Below are 16,031 nucleotides of genomic sequence, written 5' to 3' on the forward strand. Positions count from 1 at the left end.
CGTGGTGACCACTGGCGCCCCTCGGACGGCCCACAGACGGCCCGGCATCCTGGTCAGTGCGAGAGTGGCACGGGCTCAGGAGCTGGGGTTTCATCCAGAAAGCCGTGAGTCGCCGCCTGTGCCGGTCGCTGAGCAAGCCACCCCGAAACGCGGGGCCCCCCATTGATGGCGCCGCCCTCCGTGACGGTTCGCACATGGGAGAACCCTTGCCGCAGGTAGTAGCGCTGAAGCCCTGCGTTCGTCGTCCACGCGTCAAGCCGAAGCCATACGGCCGCGGCACGATATGACCGGTCGCCCGCCCAGTTGAGTAGCCGTCCGCCGATGTCCTGTCCGGCATGCGTGCGGGCCACAGTGAGCTTGTTGATAAACACGGACGGCTGGCTCAGCTCTTCATCCGTCCAGAGCCCGCCCTCAGCTTCAGGGGTCAGGGTGATGGTCGCGGCAGTCGTCGCACCGTCGCGCACCATGAAGACCGTCCCGGATTCAATGGTGGTCAGCAGCCGGTCCGCCGGGTATGGGCGGCTCCACTGATCTGAGCCGAGTTCGCGCAGCCAGGCCGCCGCTTCTTCTCGGAAGGCAAGCAGCTTGGGCAGGTCGGTGGGCTGAGCAAGTGTGATTCTCACTTGGGCTCGCTCTCGCTGCGGGCGGACAGGTCACCGATCTCATAGGTCATGCGGTTCAAGTCGCCCCGGAAGGTCGTGATCGTGCACCGGATAGGCCGCTCGTCCGAGTACCCCGTGCGCGTCCACAAGAGGACAGGCACGCCGGGGCTTACGTCGAGAAGCCTCGCTTCTTCCGGGGTCGGCATCCGTGTTGCGATCTCATCGAAGTAGCCGACTTGCTCAACCCCAAGTCCGGCGAGATAGCGCGTCGTCCCTTCCGCGATGTCACCAGGTTCAGTGAGTCGGGGCCCGGCCTGGACCAGCCATTCCGGGTAGTACGTCGCTTGTGTCGACCATGGCACCTCGTCCACGAAGCGATGACAGAAGCGCAGAACGACCCTGGACGCCTCGTCCACGATCAGCCGCTCCGCGATGTACGGGGATGCCGGCGTCAGCTCTACACGGAACGTCTGACTCGGCTTGCGCCCCGCGTTCACCACGTCGGTGCTGTACGCATCACCGTTCTGCGGGAAGGTCAGATTCTCGAAGCGGCTGGCGTTCAACTTGAACACTTCGTGTTTGCGGACCTCATACCCGAGCCCCTGGCTGGATGAGATCAGCCCCTCGCTGACCAGCAAGTTCAGCCCAGACCGGACAGTGTTCCGTGAGGCATCGAATCGGTCGGAAAGCTCGCTCTCGGAGGGCAGCCGACCGCCCGGCGGATAGGTCCCGCTATCAATTTCGCGACGTAGGGCGTCGGCCACCTGCCGGTACTTCGGCTGCTTGTTCATGCCTTCATCATGACGCACTCGCGCAACTTGTTGGTACATGTGGGCTCCAAGCGCTTGACGGCAGGCCATCCCGGGGTGCAGCATCACTACATCAACTTGTACCAACAAGTTGAGCAAGCGGTGCAACACCTTTAGGTGTGCCCGCCTGCGTCTGGGGGCCCTTCTTTGGGCTGCTTCGACTTGCACAACCGCAGAGCGCCCGGCGGGTCTCGTGAGGACGAGAACCCCTCTCACCAGGGGTTACCGCGCTTGCCGGGGAGGGTCTGTTCTTTGACAACTGAATGGGGATCACGCCGCCTCTCCTCGGTCAAGTAGGCGGCCACGCGGGATCTCTCGCGTGAGGTACAGCGCAACCCCATACCTATCCGCAGCAGGTTCATGCTGCGGCCGGTTGCCTCCCCCGCCCGTCCGGCCTCTGGGTCGTACGGGCGGGGCAGAGGGGAGCCGGAGTATCCCTCCTGCTTCATCCGTAGACGGCGCGCGGCCCCGGTGTTCGAGCACCGGGGCCGCTGTCTGGGCCGTCACACCTGCTAGGGAGAAAACGACCCATGAAGACCATCGTTGCACTTCAAGCCCTTGTTACGGCCGCTTCGCTCGATTACGAGCCGTCGGCCGCTGAGCTGGACGCGATCGACCTGGAGCTCCCGCTCATCGCGGCGGAAGTCGAGCTCCTGGACGCGCAGATCACGACTCTGGACCGTCCGGCCTCCGTGCTGGACGAGCGGCGTATCCGCCGGGCCCGGAACCGGGTCCTTGCCGAACGCCGGAACCTGGCGAACCGCACCGCCGACGTGGCGCTGACGGACGGTGCCGCGTGAGCGCCGCTCTGGACGCGGCGCACGCCGAGGTGAAGGCGGAGATCGCCCGCACGGACAACAAGACGGGGCTGCTGCTGGCGTTCATCGGCGCGCTGCTGGCCGGTGTGTGGACGGTGGCGAAGGACGCGGATCTGCCGGCCGCCGCTTACGTGGTCGGTGGGCTGGGTGTGGTCCTGCTGGTGTCCGCGGCGTTCCTGCTGCTGCGGGCGGTCCGGCCGAACACGTCCGGGGCCTCTGTGTCGGGCTTCCCGCTGTGGGCGACGCTCACCGCCGAGGAGATCCGGACCACGCTGGACACCGACCGGCGCGGGCAGGACATCGCGAACCTCTCCCGCATCGCCGTCGCCAAGTTCAGGCTCCTGCGCCGCGCGGTCGACCTGACGTGCACGGCCGGAGTGCTGCTGGCCGTCGCCGCCGCGATCACCGGGGTGGCGGCGTGAAGCACCCCGGAAAGATCCTCCTGGTTGCCGCGCTGGTCGCCGTGGTCGGCATGGCCTTCCGCGTCTCCTGGAACGCCCTGCGGGACGTGGCCCGCGCGATCGGTGCGGACAGCACCGGGTCCCTGCTCTACCCGTTCGTCGTGGACGGCCTCATGGCGTTCGCGCTGATCGCCACCCTGGTCCTGACCGACAGTGACCGAACGTTCGCCCTCAAGGTCCTGGGCGGGTATACCGCCGCGTCGCTGGTCCTGAACTACGTGCACGGCCTGGTCCCCGCGCTCCACGACCCGGACATTGGCATGGTCCGCCTCGCGGACTGGGACTTCGCTCATTACCTTCTGGTGCTCGTCGCGACGTCGCTGCCGGTCGGCGCGATCTTCTTCGGGTCGGATCTGGTCGCGAAGGTGCTGCACCACAGTGCTCCGGCAGAGGCTGTGCGGGGGCTGGACGGGCAGAAATCCGCACCCGCGCCGCACACCACCGCACACCCCACGCACGCACCGGTTACCGAAGCGGCCGAGCCTCGTGCCGAGTTGCCCGCCATGGAACCGTCTGCGCAGGTCGCAGCCCGTACGGACACGGTGCGGGCCCCTGATCCGCACGCCCCGCACACCCTCCGCACACCCGAGACCGATGCGGCCGACGAAGTGCTGGCCCGGGAGCAGTTCGAGGAAGCGGAGCTGGAGCGGATGCGGCAGGACGCACGCCGTGCGTACGTCGAATCCGCACAGGCGGACCGCCCGCTCAGTGCCCGTGCGCTGGGCGAGGCATTCGGCATGAGCGAGTCGTGGGGACGCAAGCAGATCCTCACCGTCCGCGACGACGAAGAGTCCTCCCGTCCGCGCCTGCGGGCCGTCGGAGCCGGGGCCATGTGATGGCCACGCTTCCGCCATTCCTGACCCCACAGCCCCGGAAGGGCCACCGATGAAGGCACTCCGCTACCTCCCCGCCGCGACCATCACCGCCTCGCTCGGCGTCGCCGCGCTCATCACCCATGACCTGACCACCTACGGCGTCCGGGCTGAAGCCATCGCCCCGGTCGCCCTGTCGATCCTCGCCAACGGGCTCTTCCTCGCCCGAGGCGTCCGCCCCACCCCGGACGTGATCCTCGCCTGCCCCGCAGACGGATGCGGCGCTGCCATCACCGCTGCTGGCGCGACCAGCCGCGACCTTGCCCGCCTCACCTCGATCATCACCGACCACGCCAAGCACAGCACCGCCTACCGAAAGGCCACCCCGATGACGTGCGAGTTCTGCAATGAGGCGAAGCCGGACGTGAGCGTCAGGCGCGATCCGTTCGCCTGGGAAGTCAACGACGAGGACTGGCAGGTGCCGATGTGCGCGGACTGCGAGCAGATCCGCGCTGACGACGCCTGACCGCACCACAGCCCCGGCATCCACGCCGTGAGGGCGCCCGATCGAATCGGGCCCGGGGCACTCCCCTCCTGCACCTCCAGACCATGAAAGGGCCGACATGAACCAGGAGTTCCCCGCCCCGGCCGTACAGGTCCCTCCGGGCTGGCCGACCGTCCCGGCGGCGCCCCTCACCGGCGCCGTGCAGCTGCACGGCGAGCAGTCCGGCACGGTCGTCTACGTTCCCGGACCCGAGGGCCGCATGGTCGCGGTGCTCCGCGAGCACCTGCCGACCACCCCGGCCGTCTATCAGCCCCGTGACCTCACCCCTCAGCCCCTTCTCGACCCGCGGGCGCAGCGCATCGCCGCGGGCGGTCTGCTCGCCGGTGGCGCGGGGTGGGGAGCCTGTCAGCTCCTGCTCGGCGCCGGTCAGCTCCTCAGCGCCGCCACCGGGCTCGGGACGGTCGTGATGTGGGCAGCGGTCGCGGTCGTCGCGTCCCGAATCGCCCCCGCACTCGGTCCCGGCCGCACCACGGTCCACCACACCACCGTCACCAACCGGGCCAGCTGGTTCGGCCGGTCGACCACGCACGTCCGCTGACGGCTCTCTGTCGCCCCCGGTACCGGCCACGGGCCCGGGACCGGCAGAGGGACCGGACAGACCGGCCCGCCACCACATCAGGAGACCGCAATGACAGGCACCAGTAGCGCCGATCAGGCCCGTAACTTCGCCCGGCACCAGGCGTCGCAGCCGTTTACGGCCCCGCCCCGTACCGGCGGGCGCCGCAGCAGCCCTCGCAGCAGCACCCGCGACAACAAGTTCACGAACGCGGGCGCCGCGGCCGGCGGATTCGTCGGCGGGGTAGCCAGCGGGTTCGTCCCCCCGATCAACGTCACGGTCAACACCACCAAGAACGTGCCCGGCCCCCGGGACGGCGGGAAGTCGCAGAGCCTGCTTCCGGCACCGGAGTTCAGCAGCCCCGCGCAGATCCGCGACTACTGCAACACGCTGCGCGCCGCCGCCGTGATGCTCTCCTTCGAGGTGGCCATGGGCGCCGAGATCCTCAAGGCCGTGCTGGGCACGGTCCCGGACCCGGAGGGCCGGATGGGCGGCGCGAAGATCAGGGCTTTCAAGGTGAGCCGGAAGATGCAGAAGGCCGCCGACGAATTGCGCAACGCGGCCAAGCTCGCCGCGGCCTGCTACTCCTCCTTCGCGCAGGAGTACGAAGGTGAGCTGAACGCCCACCGCGCCAAGCCCCGGAGCGTCTACCAGCCGCGCATGAGCTGGGGCCAGCAGTGAGCTACCGGTGGGTCGACCAGGACGGTCGGGATGTCGAGCGCTATCTGGAGAAGAGGCGAGCAGCAATGAACACCACGGACCACACCACCCGGCGCAGTTCGAGCGGCGTCGGTACGTACCTCCTGCACCGGGCGATGCCGCACCTGCCGCCGTGGCTCGGTGCCGCCGGAGTCGGCATCGTCGGGTCCGGCGCCCACCTGATGTGGGCGGAATCGGCCGCGGCCGGTGTCGGCCTGACCCTCTCCGCCGTCGCCCTGACCGGCGCCACGTGGTGGGCCGGTCGCGAGACCAGCGCACAGCGCCGTCTGCACTCCGCGATCACCGTGGCGGCAGGGTCGGCATGGGTGACCGGGGCGGCGCTCGCCGGACCGCTGTCCGGCATCCTGCCCGACACCTACCTCATGGGCGGCGCCGTCCTCGCCCTGTCCTGGAACGTCCGCATGGCGCTCCGCAGCGCCTCGGATGCCGCGCCCGCGCCCACCGAGTCCGCGGACAAGAGCCTGCTGGAAAAGGTCGGCCTGGCGAAGGCGAAGATCGGGAAGACCGAGGTGGAGCCGAACCGGGTCACCGCGTCGCTCGCTCTGGAGGGCGGGACGCAGACCAACGACGACGTGGCCCGCGCCCTGGTGCGGATCGCGTCCGCCTTGGACCTCCCGCAGTCGGCGGTGCGGTACCAGCCCGACCCGGACTCCGCGCGCCGCGGCAATCTGGTCATCGTCCCCCGCGACATGCTGGGCGAGGCGCAGGAGTGGGAGGGGCCGTCCACACCGGGCGGCAGCATCATGGACCCGCTGATCATCGGCCAGTACGACGACGGATCGCCCCTCATGGTCTGGCTGCCGGGAGACCCGGACGCCCACCGCAACGCCAGCCACTTCCTGATCGCGGGCGGCACCGGGTCCGGCAAGGGCGACGCCGCCTTGAACCTGATGACCGAGATCCTGTCCCGCCGCGACGTCGTGATGTGGCTGTCCGACCCGAAAGCTTTCCAGGACTTCCGGCCCCTACTGCCCGCATACGACTGGGCGGTCGAGGGTGGGCCCGGGACCGAAGCGATGGTGGAAGCGCTTCAGCACGTCATCCCCGCCCGGACCGGGTGGCTCGGCAAGCACTCCTACCGGCAGTGGACCCCCGCAGCCGCGGAGAAGCAGACCACCCCGGCGCACTCCTGCCGCCCCGACCGCGCCCCGTGCGGCTGCGAGGGGATGCCGTACATGGTCGCGTGGATGGAGGAAGCAGCGAACACGCTGCGGGCGCTCGGCGACGACGCGTTCACCGGCATCGCGCAGGAAGCCCGGTCCGCCGGCGTCTCGCTGATCGTGTCGCTCCAGCGCCCGTCCTACGACCAGATGTCGACCAGCACCCGGGCCTCCCTCCCGTCCGTGATCGCACTCGGCTGCGACCCCCGCGACGAGGGTTTCTCGCTTCCGGAGTCGGTCATCGATCAGGGCGCCCACCCCGGGGCATGGGGCAACCGCCGACCCGGCTACTGCTACATCGTCAGCTCCGGCATCGCCCCGGAGCGCTACGCCAGCCCCGGCCGCACCCAGCAGTTCACGGGCAAGTCGGTGTCCCTCATGGAGACGCTGGCCGAGTGGGCTGTGCGCAACGGCGCCACCGCCGACCCGATCACCGCAGGCGCGGCGAAGGCAGTCGTCGGCCGCGCGTACACCGGCCGCACCCCCACGACCGAGACGGAGCAGCAGCCCCTCATGCAGGAGCAGGACGACGACATCGTGACCGGCTCCCAGCTCGACCCGGAAGACGCGGCCATGGACCCCGAGAGCGACCTCCCCCCGGCCAAGCAGGGCGACGACACCCCGCTGTTCGGTCAGGACACCGGGCACAAGCCGACCCCGGAGGAGGCGCGGGAGCTGTTCGCCCGGGCGCTCGACCAGTTCGAGACGGCCGGACAGATGGTCGTCGGCCCGAAGGACTTCATGGACTGGTGCGACGCCAACGGGTACTCCCGCCCGTGGGTGTCCGCGAGGCTCCGCGACGCTGCGATGGAAGGCCGCTTGGAGCCGACGACCCAGACCGGCCGGTGGCGGATCGTCCCCGCCCTGACACCCGCGTGACACCTGACACCGTCACGACCCCCGTGACACCCAAACCCCTAGGCAGGAGCGGGTGTCACGCGCCCTGACACCACGCCCTGACACCCGCGTGACACCGAGCCTGACACCAGAAGGGACGCCCCCGAAGCAAGCGGGGGCGTCCCGATTCGGAGGGTACCCGCATGCGATCCCACCCGTACACGCTCACCGTCCGGATGAGCCCCCGCGGCCCCGGACGCCCGGGACCGACCACCCCGACCGAACAAGGCCCCGGACGGTGGAACCCCGAGAGCGGCGCCCGCCCCTCGACCACCACAACCAAGATCCCCCGCCGCCCCAGCGGCCCCAAAGCCTCGTGAGGAACACGTGCTCCGACTCCGTATCCAGTACATCGACTGGCCCCGACCCGCGCTGATCCTGACCGACACCCCCCGCCCCGACTGCCGGACCTGCGACGGCCACGGCGGCATCGAGCGCGAGTACGGCCACCCCGAGACCGGCGAGTACGACGGCAGCGACTGGGACCCCTGCACCTGCTGGAACGAGGACCGCCGCTGGACCCTGGTCCCCCTCCCGCGCATCACCCGCCGACGGGGATCCCGCACCGGATACAGCGACGAACCCCCCTTCTAGGAGAACCCGATGACCAACCGCCGACAGTCCGTCTACTCCCGCCGCCAGGCCGACGCCGAACGCGGAAGGGCCGCAGGCCGAGTCTCCGCCGCGCGAGCCAAGGCCGAACGCGACCTCGCCGCCACGATCGCCCGCGTGCGCGCTCTCCACCAGAACTTCGACGGCGTCTGCGGGACCTGCGCCGACGCCACGGGCCAGGCCGCCACGTGGCCCTGCGACACCACCCGCGCCCTCGACACCCCGCCCACCACCGACCAGGCATAGCCCCAGCCCACACGCCCGAGGGCGGCCCCCTCTCACACCAATGAACCGGGGCCGCCCTCGTCCAGCAACCAGAACTGGAGCAACCAGCATGACGCATGACCATCCCGACCCGCTGCTGTCCGCAGCATTACGAGCCGCCACCCGCGGCTGGTACGTCTTCCCGCTCCGGCCCGGAGACAAGCGGCCGGCGCTTCACGGTGAATCCGTCTGCCCCCTGATCGGGGACTGTTCCGGTGGTCACCGCAAGTGGGAGGACCGGGCCACCATCGACCCGGACCGCATCCGCCGGGCGTGGGCCGACCGCCCGTTCAATATCGGGCTGGCGACCGGGCCTTCCGGCCTTGTCGTCATCGACCTGGACGTGCCCAAACGTAAGGCGAACAGCAGCACGGACACGCCTTGCGGCGCGACGGCCTTCAAGGCGCTCTGCGAGCGCGCCGGACAGCCGGTGCCCATCACCTACCGGACCCGGACCGCGAGCGGCGGTCACCACCTCTACTTCACCGCCCCGCCCGGTACGAGGCTGGCGAACAGCGCGGGCAGGCTCGGCAAGCTCATCGACACCCGCGCCCACGGCGGATACGTCGTCGCCGCCGGAAGCTTCACCGCAACCGGCCCCTACACCGTCACCGACCCCACACCCCCCGCGCCCCTCCCGGACTGGCTGTACAGCCTTCTGTCGCTCCGTCAGGCCAGGCGCGGGCTGGCGGCTGTGCCGTCCGATACGAAGGCGTCCCGGTACGCCGCTGCCGCTCTCAGGGCGGAAACCGCGAGCGTGCGATCCGCTCAGGAGGGAGAGCGCGACCGCACGTTGCTGTCGGCGGCGCGAGCCCTGGGGCGGTTCATCTCGTGGGGCGACCTCCCCCGGCCTTTGGTCGAGGAGGCTCTTCAGGAGGCAGGGGAGTGGACCGGACTCTCGCCACGCCAGTGCCGCTCGACCGTGCGCAGCGGTCTGAACTGGTCCATCGCGCACAACCCGCAGCGGAGGACGGCATGAGCACCCCTCCCCGCTTCCCCTTGAAGAGCCTCCCGGAACACCCCGCCGGGCCCAGCATCGCCGGACCGGCCCCGGCCGCATCCGGCAGTAGGGCGCCGAAGGTCGTCGGCCGTCAGGCCGTCCCCGTTGCTGTTCTCCCTGATCCGCGCACGGTCACCGTGACCGGCATCCGCCCCGGCCTGAGCGTCCGGGGGCTCGGCCGCAACGAGATCCCCATGGCGGACTGGCTGTGCGCCTGCGGCCGCTTCGAACGCGCACGCGGCCGGAAGGCCGTCACAAACCTCGCCACCCGCGCACGCGTTGGACAGTGCCCGCACACCATTCCCGCCCAGTCCAGGAGGAGCGCCGCATGACCGCCCCGGCACAGACCACGGACCCCATCGACGGTGCCGCCCTGCTGAACGAGGTGGAAGCCTTCCACCGCAGGTTCAACGTGCTGCCCCGTGAGGCCGCCTACGTGGCGGTCGCGTTGTGGGACGCGCACGCGCACCTCTTGGACGCGTTCGACTCCACCCCGCGCCTCGCGTTCCTCTCCCCGGAGCCCGGTTCGGGGAAGTCGCGGGCGCTGGAGGTGGTCGAGACTCTGGTGCCGCGTCCGATGCTGGCCGTGAACGCCAGGGCCGCCGCTCTGTTCCGGTCGGTCTCCGACCCCGCCGGACGGCCCACGATCCTGTTCGATGAGATCGACACGGTCTTCGGCCCCAAGGCAGGGGACAACGAGGAGCTGCGCGGCTTCCTGAACGCGGGCCATCGCCGGTCCGGGGTCACCTACCGGTGCATTGGCGACGGTGGCAATCAGACGGTGGTGGAGTTCCCCTCCTACACCGCCGTGGCGGTCGCGGGGCTCGGTTATCTGCCGGACACGATCACCACCCGGTCCGTCATCATCCGGATGCGGCGCCGCGCGAGGAACGAGCGGGCCGAGCCGTTCCGTGCGCGGCTCCACGAGGCCGAGGGGAACGCGCTGCGGGACCGGCTCGCCCAGTGGGCCGACCAGGTCCGCGAGGACATCGCCGGTCGCTGGCCCGAGATGCCGGAGGGCGTCACCGACCGTCCCGCCGATGTGTGGGAGCCCTTGCTGTCCGTCGCGGACGCGGCCGGGGGCGACTGGCCCAAGCGTGCCCGCACCGCATGCGTGGAGCTGGTCACCGCCGCACGCGCCGACGACAAGGGGTCGCTCGGCATTCGCCTGCTGACCGACCTGCGCGACCAGGTCATGGCGGGCATCGACCGCATGCCGACCGTCGCGATCCTGGACCGGCTGTGCGCGCTGGACGAAGCGCCGTGGGCGGACATGAGCGGCCGACCGCTCGACTCCAGGGGCCTGGCCAAGATGCTCGGCGAGTACATGACCGACGACAACACCCCGGTCAAGGCCCGCAACATCAAGGCCGCGGGGGCTGTCCTCAAGGGCTACTACGCGGCCGATCTCCACGACGCGTGGCAGCGGTACTGCCCCCCGCCCCCCTCAGGGGCCGCTACCTCCGCTACCTCCGCTACCCCGCAGGTCAGCGACCCGGAAAAGGTAGCGGCAACGCTCTTCCCGTCCGCTACCTGAGCGCTACCCGCTACCGGTCCCACGCCCGCAACGGCCGGGACCGGTAGCGGGACTCATCCGCTACCGCTACCCCATCCGCTACCTCGATCAAGCCTCTGACCTGCACGGTAGCGGAGGTAGCGGAGGTAGCGGACCTGACAGGAAGGGGCCGGGAGGCCCCGCCCTGCGACCAAGGAGAAGCCGAATGGCGACCGCCATCACGCAAACGCTCCGCGCTGGACTCCCTGACCGCTACCTCAGCCCCGAAGACCTCGCTGCGATGCTCGCGGTCCCCGTCGAAACCGTCTACCACTGGCGGAAGCGACGCACCGGCCCGACCGGCTTCCGTGTCGGTCGCCACGTCCGATACGACCCCACCGTCGTCCGCGAGTGGATCAACAGCCTGGCAGAGCGCAACGCGGCCTGACCTCACCTAAAGAATCCGCCACCAGCAGTAGGGGCGCGACCAGCCGGTCGCGCCCCTACTGCGTGCCTCACAGGAGCATCCTTTGGCTGGCCACATCCAAGACCGCTGGTACAAGAGCGAGACCACCGACGGCAAAACCACTCGCATCAAGACCGACCGCCACGGAACCGGCCTCCGCTACCGGGCCCGCTACATCGGCCCAGACGGCACCGAGAAGTCCAAGAGCTTTCCTGACAAGCAGAAGCGACTGGCCGAGCAGTGGCTGAACGAGACAGCGGCCGACATGGCGCGCGGTCAGTACATCGACCCGCGCGCCGGCCGAATCACCTTCCGTCAGTTCGCGGAGAAGTGGGTCGCTACCCACACGACGGAAGTGAATAGCCGCGAGGCTGCCGAGCGGCGGCTGAGGCTGCACGCATACCCGTACATCGGGACCCGGCCGCTCCCCTCGTTCCAGCCTGGGCACATTCGCACATGGCTCGGCCAGTTGGAAGCGGCGGCGCCTGCCGCCTCGCATCGCCGGATCGTGTTCGGCACCGTCTCCGCCGCGTTCACTGCGGCCCTGGACGATGGACTGATCAGCAAGAACCCGTGCAAGGCAAAGTCGGTCCAGGTGCCCAAGCCGAGCCACACCCGCGTCATTCCGTGGACGGCTCACCAGGTGTTCGGCGTGCGCGCTGCTCTGCCCCAGCATCTGCGGACGACCGTCGACGTGGCAGGTGGGTGCGGTCTCCGACAGGGCGAAGTATTCGGGCTTTCCGAAGACGAGTTGGACTACGAGGGCGGCTGGCTCGCCATCGGGCACCAGCTCAAGCGAATCCGCGGGAAGTTCGTCTTCGCACTCCCAAAGGGCGCCAAGACCCGCGACGTCCCGTTGCCCGCGACCGTGGCAGACGCCCTTAAAGCTCACTCGGAGACGCATCCACCCGTCAGCGTCACGCTGCCTTGGCGGACACCGGATGGGCCCCTCGTGACGAAGTCGCTCCTCTTCACCGGATCGGCCGGCAGTCACGTCAGGGTGAGCCACTTCAACGACTTCATGTGGAAGCCCGCCCTCGCAGCGGTGGGCATCATTCCCGAGCCAGAGGAGGGTGAGCGGTACGCGTCCGCCCCCGACCACGGGATGCACGCGCTCAGGCACTTCTACGCATCCGTACTCCTGGACGCGGGGGAGAACATCCGGGCCCTGAGTCAGTACCTCGGTCACGCCGATCCGGGGTTCACTCTGCGCACGTACACGCACCTGATGCCAAGCAGCGAGGGACGCACCCGAAAGGCCGTGGAAGCCCTCTACAGTGCCTCTCGGGACCATGATCACGGCCCAGAGGCGGCCCAGTAGGCGGTAAACGGCCCCGTCCGGCAGGGAAACCGCTGGTCGGGGCCCGCTTCTCCGTGTTTGGCGAAGCTTCATCTACTTCTGGCCGCTGTACACGGGGACCTCGATCCCGGAGGACTCCTGGCGCGACCGGATGTGGCTGGACACCTGGGTGTAACGCTCACCGATCAGCATTCCGGTCCGGTAACGACGCCTTCACCAGCCGTCACCACCCCTTAGGGTTCTCGACAGCTCCCCTTTGAACACGTTCAAGGGGGACTCCTGGGGAGGGGGACTGCACAGATGCGCAGTGGAGCGAAGGTCGCCGTGGTCGGCGGAGTGTTCGTCCTGGTGGCCGGCGGTATCGGCTACGGGGCGTACAGCATGGTCGGGGGGGATGACGGGGGCGGAGGCGGTACGGACACCAAGTCCACGTCCCAGGAGGTGAAGACGGGACCGCTCGGCGAGGCGGAGATCACCGGGACGTCGAAGGACTTCTTCACCGCGTGGGCGGCCGGGGACGCGACGAGCGCCTCCGCACTCACCAACAACGAGTCGGCCGCCGCGCCGCTGCTCGCCGGATTCGCCGAGGACGCCCACGTCAGCAAGGCCGTGATCACCCCCGGCCCGGCGGTCGGCACGAAGGTGCCGTTCACGGTGGAGGCGACCGTCTCGTACGAGGGGAAGTCCAAGCCCTGGTCGTACGCCTCGGAACTGACCGTGGTGCGCGGTGTGACCACCGGAAAGGCCCTGGTCGACTGGGCGCCCTCCGTGGTCCACCCGCAGCTGACGGAGGGCGCGACGCTGAGGACCGGCGAGTCCTCCACCCCGCAGATCGAGGCGGTCGACCGCAATGGCAGGACGCTGACCAAGGAGAAGTACCCGTCGCTCGGGCCGATCCTGGAGACCCTGCGCACGAAGTACGGCTCCGAGGTCGGCGGCACGCCCGGTATCGAGACCTGGATCGAGAGCGCCGACGGGAAGGCCCCGGACAAGACGCTGCTGACCCTGGCCAAGGGCAAGCCCGGCAAGCTCCGGACGACCCTGGACGCCGACGCCCAGGCAGCGGCCGAAGGGGCGGTCAAGAAGTTCGGCCAGGCATCGGTGGTCGCCGTCAAACCCTCCACGGGTGCGATACGCGCAGTGGCCAACAACCCGGTGACCGAGTTCAACGTGGCGCTCCAGGGCAAGCAGGCGCCCGGCTCGACGCTGAAGATCATGACGGCCGCGATGCTGATCGAGAAGGGCCTCGCCACCGCCAACGGCGCGACGGAGTGCCCCAAGGACGTGATGTACCAGGGGAATTCGTTCCACAACCTGGACCACTTCGCCCTGCCGGACGGCAGCACGTTCACCCAGAGCTTCGCCAAGTCCTGCAACACGGCCTTCATCAAGCTGATCGACGACACGAAGGACGACGCGGCCCTCGCCAAGGAGGCCCGGGACGTCTTCGGGATCGGCCTGGACTGGAAGACCGGGGTCGTCACCGCGGACGGCAGCGTCCCGGAGGAGACCGGCGGCGTGGCCGCGGCCCAGTACATCGGGCAGGGCACCGTCCAGATGAACGTCCTCAACATGGCGTCCATCACGGCGACCGCCCGCAACGGCACCTTCCGCCAGCCCGTCATCGTCCCGCAGTCCCTGGACAACCGTCAGCTCGCCACCGCGTCCCGCTCCCTGCCCGCGCAGGTGTCCCAGCAGGTCACCCAGATGATGCGGGCGACGGCCGCCTGGGGCACCGGCAGGGACGCCATGGCCTCGGTCGGCGGCGACAAGGGCGCCAAGACGGGCTCGGCGGAGGTCGACGGACAGGGCACGTCCAACAGCTGGTTCACCGGATTCAGCAACGACCTCGCGGCGGCGGCGGTCGTCCAGTCCGGCGGCCACGGCGGCGACGCGGCGGGCCCGGTGGTGGCGGACGTCCTGCGCGCGGGCGGCTGACGGCCGACCCGGCCCACCTCCGCGCGACCACCGGGCTCACCCCTGGGGAACCGGCCAGTCGCCCCGCCCCGCGAGGTCGAGCACCAGGGCGGCGATGTTCCACGCGTCGTCGTCGCCCCGGTGGTGGCGGCCCTCCAGCGGGAGTCCGGCGGTCCGCAGCGCCTGGGCCATGCCGGGGCGTTTGGGCAGACCGTACGAAGCGGTGAAGGCGACCTTCGCATTGGTGTGACGGTGGCCGAAGGGGTACCGGGTGCCCGTGTGACGGCACTGGCGGGTGAACTGGTTGCGGTCGTAGTCGCCCCAACTGGCCCACGGGAGACCGCCGGTCCGGTGCTCGGCGGCCAGCAGCCGGCATGCCTCGGCGAAGGACAGGCCCGCGTCCACCTCGGCCTGCGTCAGCCCCGTCAGCTCCGTACAGAACGGGCTGACCCGCGACGTGGAGGGCCGGACCAGCAGCCGGTGCTTGGCGACGCGTTCACCCGCGCGGAGATCGACCACGGTGAGCCCGATCTCGATGATCTCGCTCACCTGACCGGGCGGCGGCTGCCCGTCCCAGCAGGTCGCTTCGACATCGACGACGTTCAGCAGCGTCTCCCCCGGGCCAAGGCTCATGGGGGCCAGGGTAGAAAACTCCCCGCACTTGTCACCACTCCAGGGCGGCGGGTTCGGCGGCTTCGTCACGCGCCCGCTGCCGAGCACAGGCTACCCAAGGGCAGCCAGGGCAGACGTCACGCGAGCACGTGCGACGGCCCCCCGCACCGCACCCTGCGAGAGGCGCCCGAAGGCCCGTGCGTACAAATCCACTTGGCTCGGCTGTGTGAGGGTGGATGCGGCGTCCAAACTATCCGCGTGCACCCTGGCATCGTCGAACATCGTGAACGTCGGCATGGGCCATACCGCTCGTCGGGCCGAGAACGGCAGGATTCCCACGGCTACGTTCTGAAGATCCATGACCCCCAAGAGATGGCCCAGCTGCGCGGCCATGGTCTCGACCGTGCACAGCCGATGGTGCAGGACCGATTCCTCCAGAACGAACGAGAACCGGTGTGCGCCATTGGTCAGCACCGCGTTACGCCTCATGCGGACCTTGACGGCATCGGTCACGTCGTCGGGTGCCCCTCGGAACTCCGCGATGGAAGACAGAAGGGCGGTGGCGTATCCGGGCGTCTGGAGAAATCCGGGGATCACGTCGGAGACGTAGACCCGGAACAGACGGGTTCGCTGGTACAGGCTCTCGGTGGACTCCTGTACACGGCGGAGGCCGGTGCGCTGGAGTCGTCTCCACTGGACGTGGGAGTCCGCGGATTGCCTGTTCGCCGCGATCAGGTCCGGCGCCTGACTGTCGGCGTCACAGGCTCGGCACCATGCCCGGATGTCCGCGTCGGACGGTGGTGTTCTGGCGTTTCCGATACGCGATGCCTTCGCATCCGACCAGCCGCACCTGACGGCCAGCTCCCGCCCGCTGATTCCGGCATCCCTACGGAGATCGCGCAGCCGGCCCGCCAGTTCTTCGCGGGCCTGCTGAACGCTCGGTGAAGGGTGCGGGGGCATGGAGC

At 69.7% G+C, this 16,031-nt stretch carries 19 protein-coding genes; 15 read left to right on the top strand and 4 right to left on the bottom strand.

All coding sequences use genetic code 11. The features are described from left to right. Nucleotides 1–53: 53 nt before the first annotated feature. The gene (locus OG251_RS15890) at nt 54–623 is read right to left on the bottom strand and encodes a GNAT family N-acetyltransferase (protein WP_326677795.1); all 570 of its coding nucleotides are present in this window, start codon (nt 621–623) and stop codon (nt 54–56) included. After that, a complete protein-coding gene (locus OG251_RS15895; RefSeq protein ID WP_326677796.1) occupies nt 620–1,393 on the bottom strand; it encodes a GntR family transcriptional regulator in 774 nt (257 codons plus the stop codon). The genes OG251_RS15890 and OG251_RS15895 overlap by 4 nt, the downstream gene beginning before the upstream one ends. 548 nt (nt 1,394–1,941) lie before the next feature. Here OG251_RS15895 and OG251_RS15900 point away from each other — a divergent pair. From OG251_RS15900 to OG251_RS15970, 15 genes are all read left to right on the top strand, one after another. Further along, nucleotides 1,942–2,211 carry a DUF6284 family protein gene (locus tag OG251_RS15900; RefSeq protein WP_326677797.1) on the top strand — a complete coding sequence of 90 codons (270 nt, stop codon included), beginning with the start codon at nt 1,942–1,944 and terminating at the stop codon, nt 2,209–2,211. Beyond that, nucleotides 2,208–2,651, top strand: coding sequence for a Pycsar system effector family protein (locus OG251_RS15905; RefSeq protein ID WP_326677798.1), 444 nt, complete (start codon nt 2,208–2,210; stop codon nt 2,649–2,651). The genes OG251_RS15900 and OG251_RS15905 overlap by 4 nt, the downstream gene beginning before the upstream one ends. Then, complete coding sequence (locus OG251_RS15910; RefSeq protein WP_326677799.1) at nt 2,648–3,526, top strand: DUF2637 domain-containing protein; 879 nt, start codon at nt 2,648–2,650, stop codon at nt 3,524–3,526. Before OG251_RS15905 ends, OG251_RS15910 begins: the two co-directional genes overlap by 4 nt. 49 nt (nt 3,527–3,575) lie before the next feature. Then, a complete protein-coding gene (locus OG251_RS15915; protein ID WP_326677800.1) occupies nt 3,576–4,028 on the top strand; it encodes a hypothetical protein in 453 nt (150 codons plus the stop codon). A 97-nt stretch (nt 4,029–4,125) separates the two neighbouring features. Beyond that, entirely contained in the window at nt 4,126–4,605 is a 480-nt protein-coding gene (locus OG251_RS15920) for a hypothetical protein (RefSeq protein WP_326677801.1), read from the top strand. A gap of 90 nt (nt 4,606–4,695) precedes the next feature. Next, entirely contained in the window at nt 4,696–5,304 is a 609-nt protein-coding gene (gene traA / locus OG251_RS15925) for a plasmid transfer protein TraA (RefSeq protein WP_326677802.1), read from the top strand. A gap of 65 nt (nt 5,305–5,369) precedes the next feature. Next, nucleotides 5,370–7,382 carry a plasmid transfer protein TraB gene (traB, locus tag OG251_RS15930; protein ID WP_326681281.1) on the top strand — a complete coding sequence of 671 codons (2,013 nt, stop codon included), beginning with the start codon at nt 5,370–5,372 and terminating at the stop codon, nt 7,380–7,382. A gap of 345 nt (nt 7,383–7,727) precedes the next feature. After that, on the top strand, nt 7,728–7,994 hold the full coding sequence (locus OG251_RS15935) for a hypothetical protein (protein WP_326677803.1): 267 nt from the start codon (nt 7,728–7,730) through the stop codon (nt 7,992–7,994). A 9-nt stretch (nt 7,995–8,003) separates the two neighbouring features. Next, nucleotides 8,004–8,258 (top strand): hypothetical protein, encoded by a 255-nt coding sequence (locus OG251_RS15940; RefSeq protein ID WP_326677804.1) that lies wholly within the window; start codon nt 8,004–8,006, stop codon nt 8,256–8,258. Between the two features lie 88 nt (nt 8,259–8,346). Then, nucleotides 8,347–9,255 (top strand): bifunctional DNA primase/polymerase, encoded by a 909-nt coding sequence (locus tag OG251_RS15945; RefSeq protein WP_326677805.1) that lies wholly within the window; start codon nt 8,347–8,349, stop codon nt 9,253–9,255. Beyond that, nucleotides 9,252–9,608, top strand: a complete 357-nt coding sequence (locus OG251_RS15950; RefSeq protein WP_326677806.1) for a hypothetical protein — start codon at nt 9,252–9,254, stop codon at nt 9,606–9,608. The genes OG251_RS15945 and OG251_RS15950 overlap by 4 nt, the downstream gene beginning before the upstream one ends. Next, on the top strand, nt 9,605–10,813 hold the full coding sequence (locus tag OG251_RS15955; protein ID WP_326677807.1) for a DUF3631 domain-containing protein: 1,209 nt from the start codon (nt 9,605–9,607) through the stop codon (nt 10,811–10,813). The genes OG251_RS15950 and OG251_RS15955 overlap by 4 nt, the downstream gene beginning before the upstream one ends. Nucleotides 10,814–10,997: 184 nt before the next feature. Next, a complete protein-coding gene (locus OG251_RS15960; protein WP_326677808.1) occupies nt 10,998–11,219 on the top strand; it encodes a helix-turn-helix transcriptional regulator in 222 nt (73 codons plus the stop codon). 82 nt (nt 11,220–11,301) lie between these two features. Continuing rightward, nucleotides 11,302–12,558, top strand: a complete 1,257-nt coding sequence (locus tag OG251_RS15965; protein WP_326677809.1) for a tyrosine-type recombinase/integrase — start codon at nt 11,302–11,304, stop codon at nt 12,556–12,558. 279 nt (nt 12,559–12,837) lie between these two features. Beyond that, entirely contained in the window at nt 12,838–14,475 is a 1,638-nt protein-coding gene (locus tag OG251_RS15970) for a penicillin-binding transpeptidase domain-containing protein (protein WP_326677810.1), read from the top strand. Between the two features lie 36 nt (nt 14,476–14,511). Here OG251_RS15970 and OG251_RS15975 read toward each other — a convergent pair whose 3' ends face one another. Together OG251_RS15975 and OG251_RS15980 are read right to left on the bottom strand one after the other, a co-directional pair. Then, a complete protein-coding gene (locus OG251_RS15975) occupies nt 14,512–15,087 on the bottom strand; it encodes a 3'-5' exonuclease (protein WP_326677811.1) in 576 nt (191 codons plus the stop codon). Nucleotides 15,088–15,177: 90 nt separating this feature from the next. After that, entirely contained in the window at nt 15,178–16,026 is an 849-nt protein-coding gene (locus tag OG251_RS15980) for a helix-turn-helix domain-containing protein (RefSeq protein WP_326677812.1), read from the bottom strand. Nucleotides 16,027–16,031 lie beyond the last annotated feature (5 nt).

Origin of the sequence: Streptomyces sp. NBC_01237 (genome assembly GCF_035917275.1) — a bacterium.
Lineage (GTDB): Bacteria > Actinomycetota > Actinomycetes > Streptomycetales > Streptomycetaceae > Streptomyces.

Excerpts from the sequence above, each read along its gene's own strand:
- OG251_RS15895 (WP_326677796.1), bottom strand. The coding sequence starts at position 1,393 with ATGAACAAGCAGCCGAAGTACCGGCAGGTGGCCGACGCCCTACGTCGC.
- OG251_RS15900 (WP_326677797.1), top strand. The coding sequence starts at position 1,942 with ATGAAGACCATCGTTGCACTTCAAGCCCTTGTTACGGCCGCTTCGCTC.
- OG251_RS15915 (WP_326677800.1), top strand. The coding sequence starts at position 3,576 with ATGAAGGCACTCCGCTACCTCCCCGCCGCGACCATCACCGCCTCGCTC.
- OG251_RS15920 (WP_326677801.1), top strand. The coding sequence starts at position 4,126 with ATGAACCAGGAGTTCCCCGCCCCGGCCGTACAGGTCCCTCCGGGCTGG.
- traA (WP_326677802.1), top strand. The coding sequence starts at position 4,696 with ATGACAGGCACCAGTAGCGCCGATCAGGCCCGTAACTTCGCCCGGCAC.
- traB (WP_326681281.1), top strand. The coding sequence starts at position 5,370 with ATGAACACCACGGACCACACCACCCGGCGCAGTTCGAGCGGCGTCGGT.
- OG251_RS15940 (WP_326677804.1), top strand. The coding sequence starts at position 8,004 with ATGACCAACCGCCGACAGTCCGTCTACTCCCGCCGCCAGGCCGACGCC.
- OG251_RS15945 (WP_326677805.1), top strand. The coding sequence starts at position 8,347 with ATGACGCATGACCATCCCGACCCGCTGCTGTCCGCAGCATTACGAGCC.
- OG251_RS15950 (WP_326677806.1), top strand. The coding sequence starts at position 9,252 with ATGAGCACCCCTCCCCGCTTCCCCTTGAAGAGCCTCCCGGAACACCCC.
- OG251_RS15955 (WP_326677807.1), top strand. The coding sequence starts at position 9,605 with ATGACCGCCCCGGCACAGACCACGGACCCCATCGACGGTGCCGCCCTG.
- OG251_RS15960 (WP_326677808.1), top strand. The coding sequence starts at position 10,998 with ATGGCGACCGCCATCACGCAAACGCTCCGCGCTGGACTCCCTGACCGC.
- OG251_RS15970 (WP_326677810.1), top strand. The coding sequence starts at position 12,838 with ATGCGCAGTGGAGCGAAGGTCGCCGTGGTCGGCGGAGTGTTCGTCCTG.
- OG251_RS15975 (WP_326677811.1), bottom strand. The coding sequence starts at position 15,087 with ATGAGCCTTGGCCCGGGGGAGACGCTGCTGAACGTCGTCGATGTCGAA.
- OG251_RS15980 (WP_326677812.1), bottom strand. The coding sequence starts at position 16,026 with ATGCCCCCGCACCCTTCACCGAGCGTTCAGCAGGCCCGCGAAGAACTG.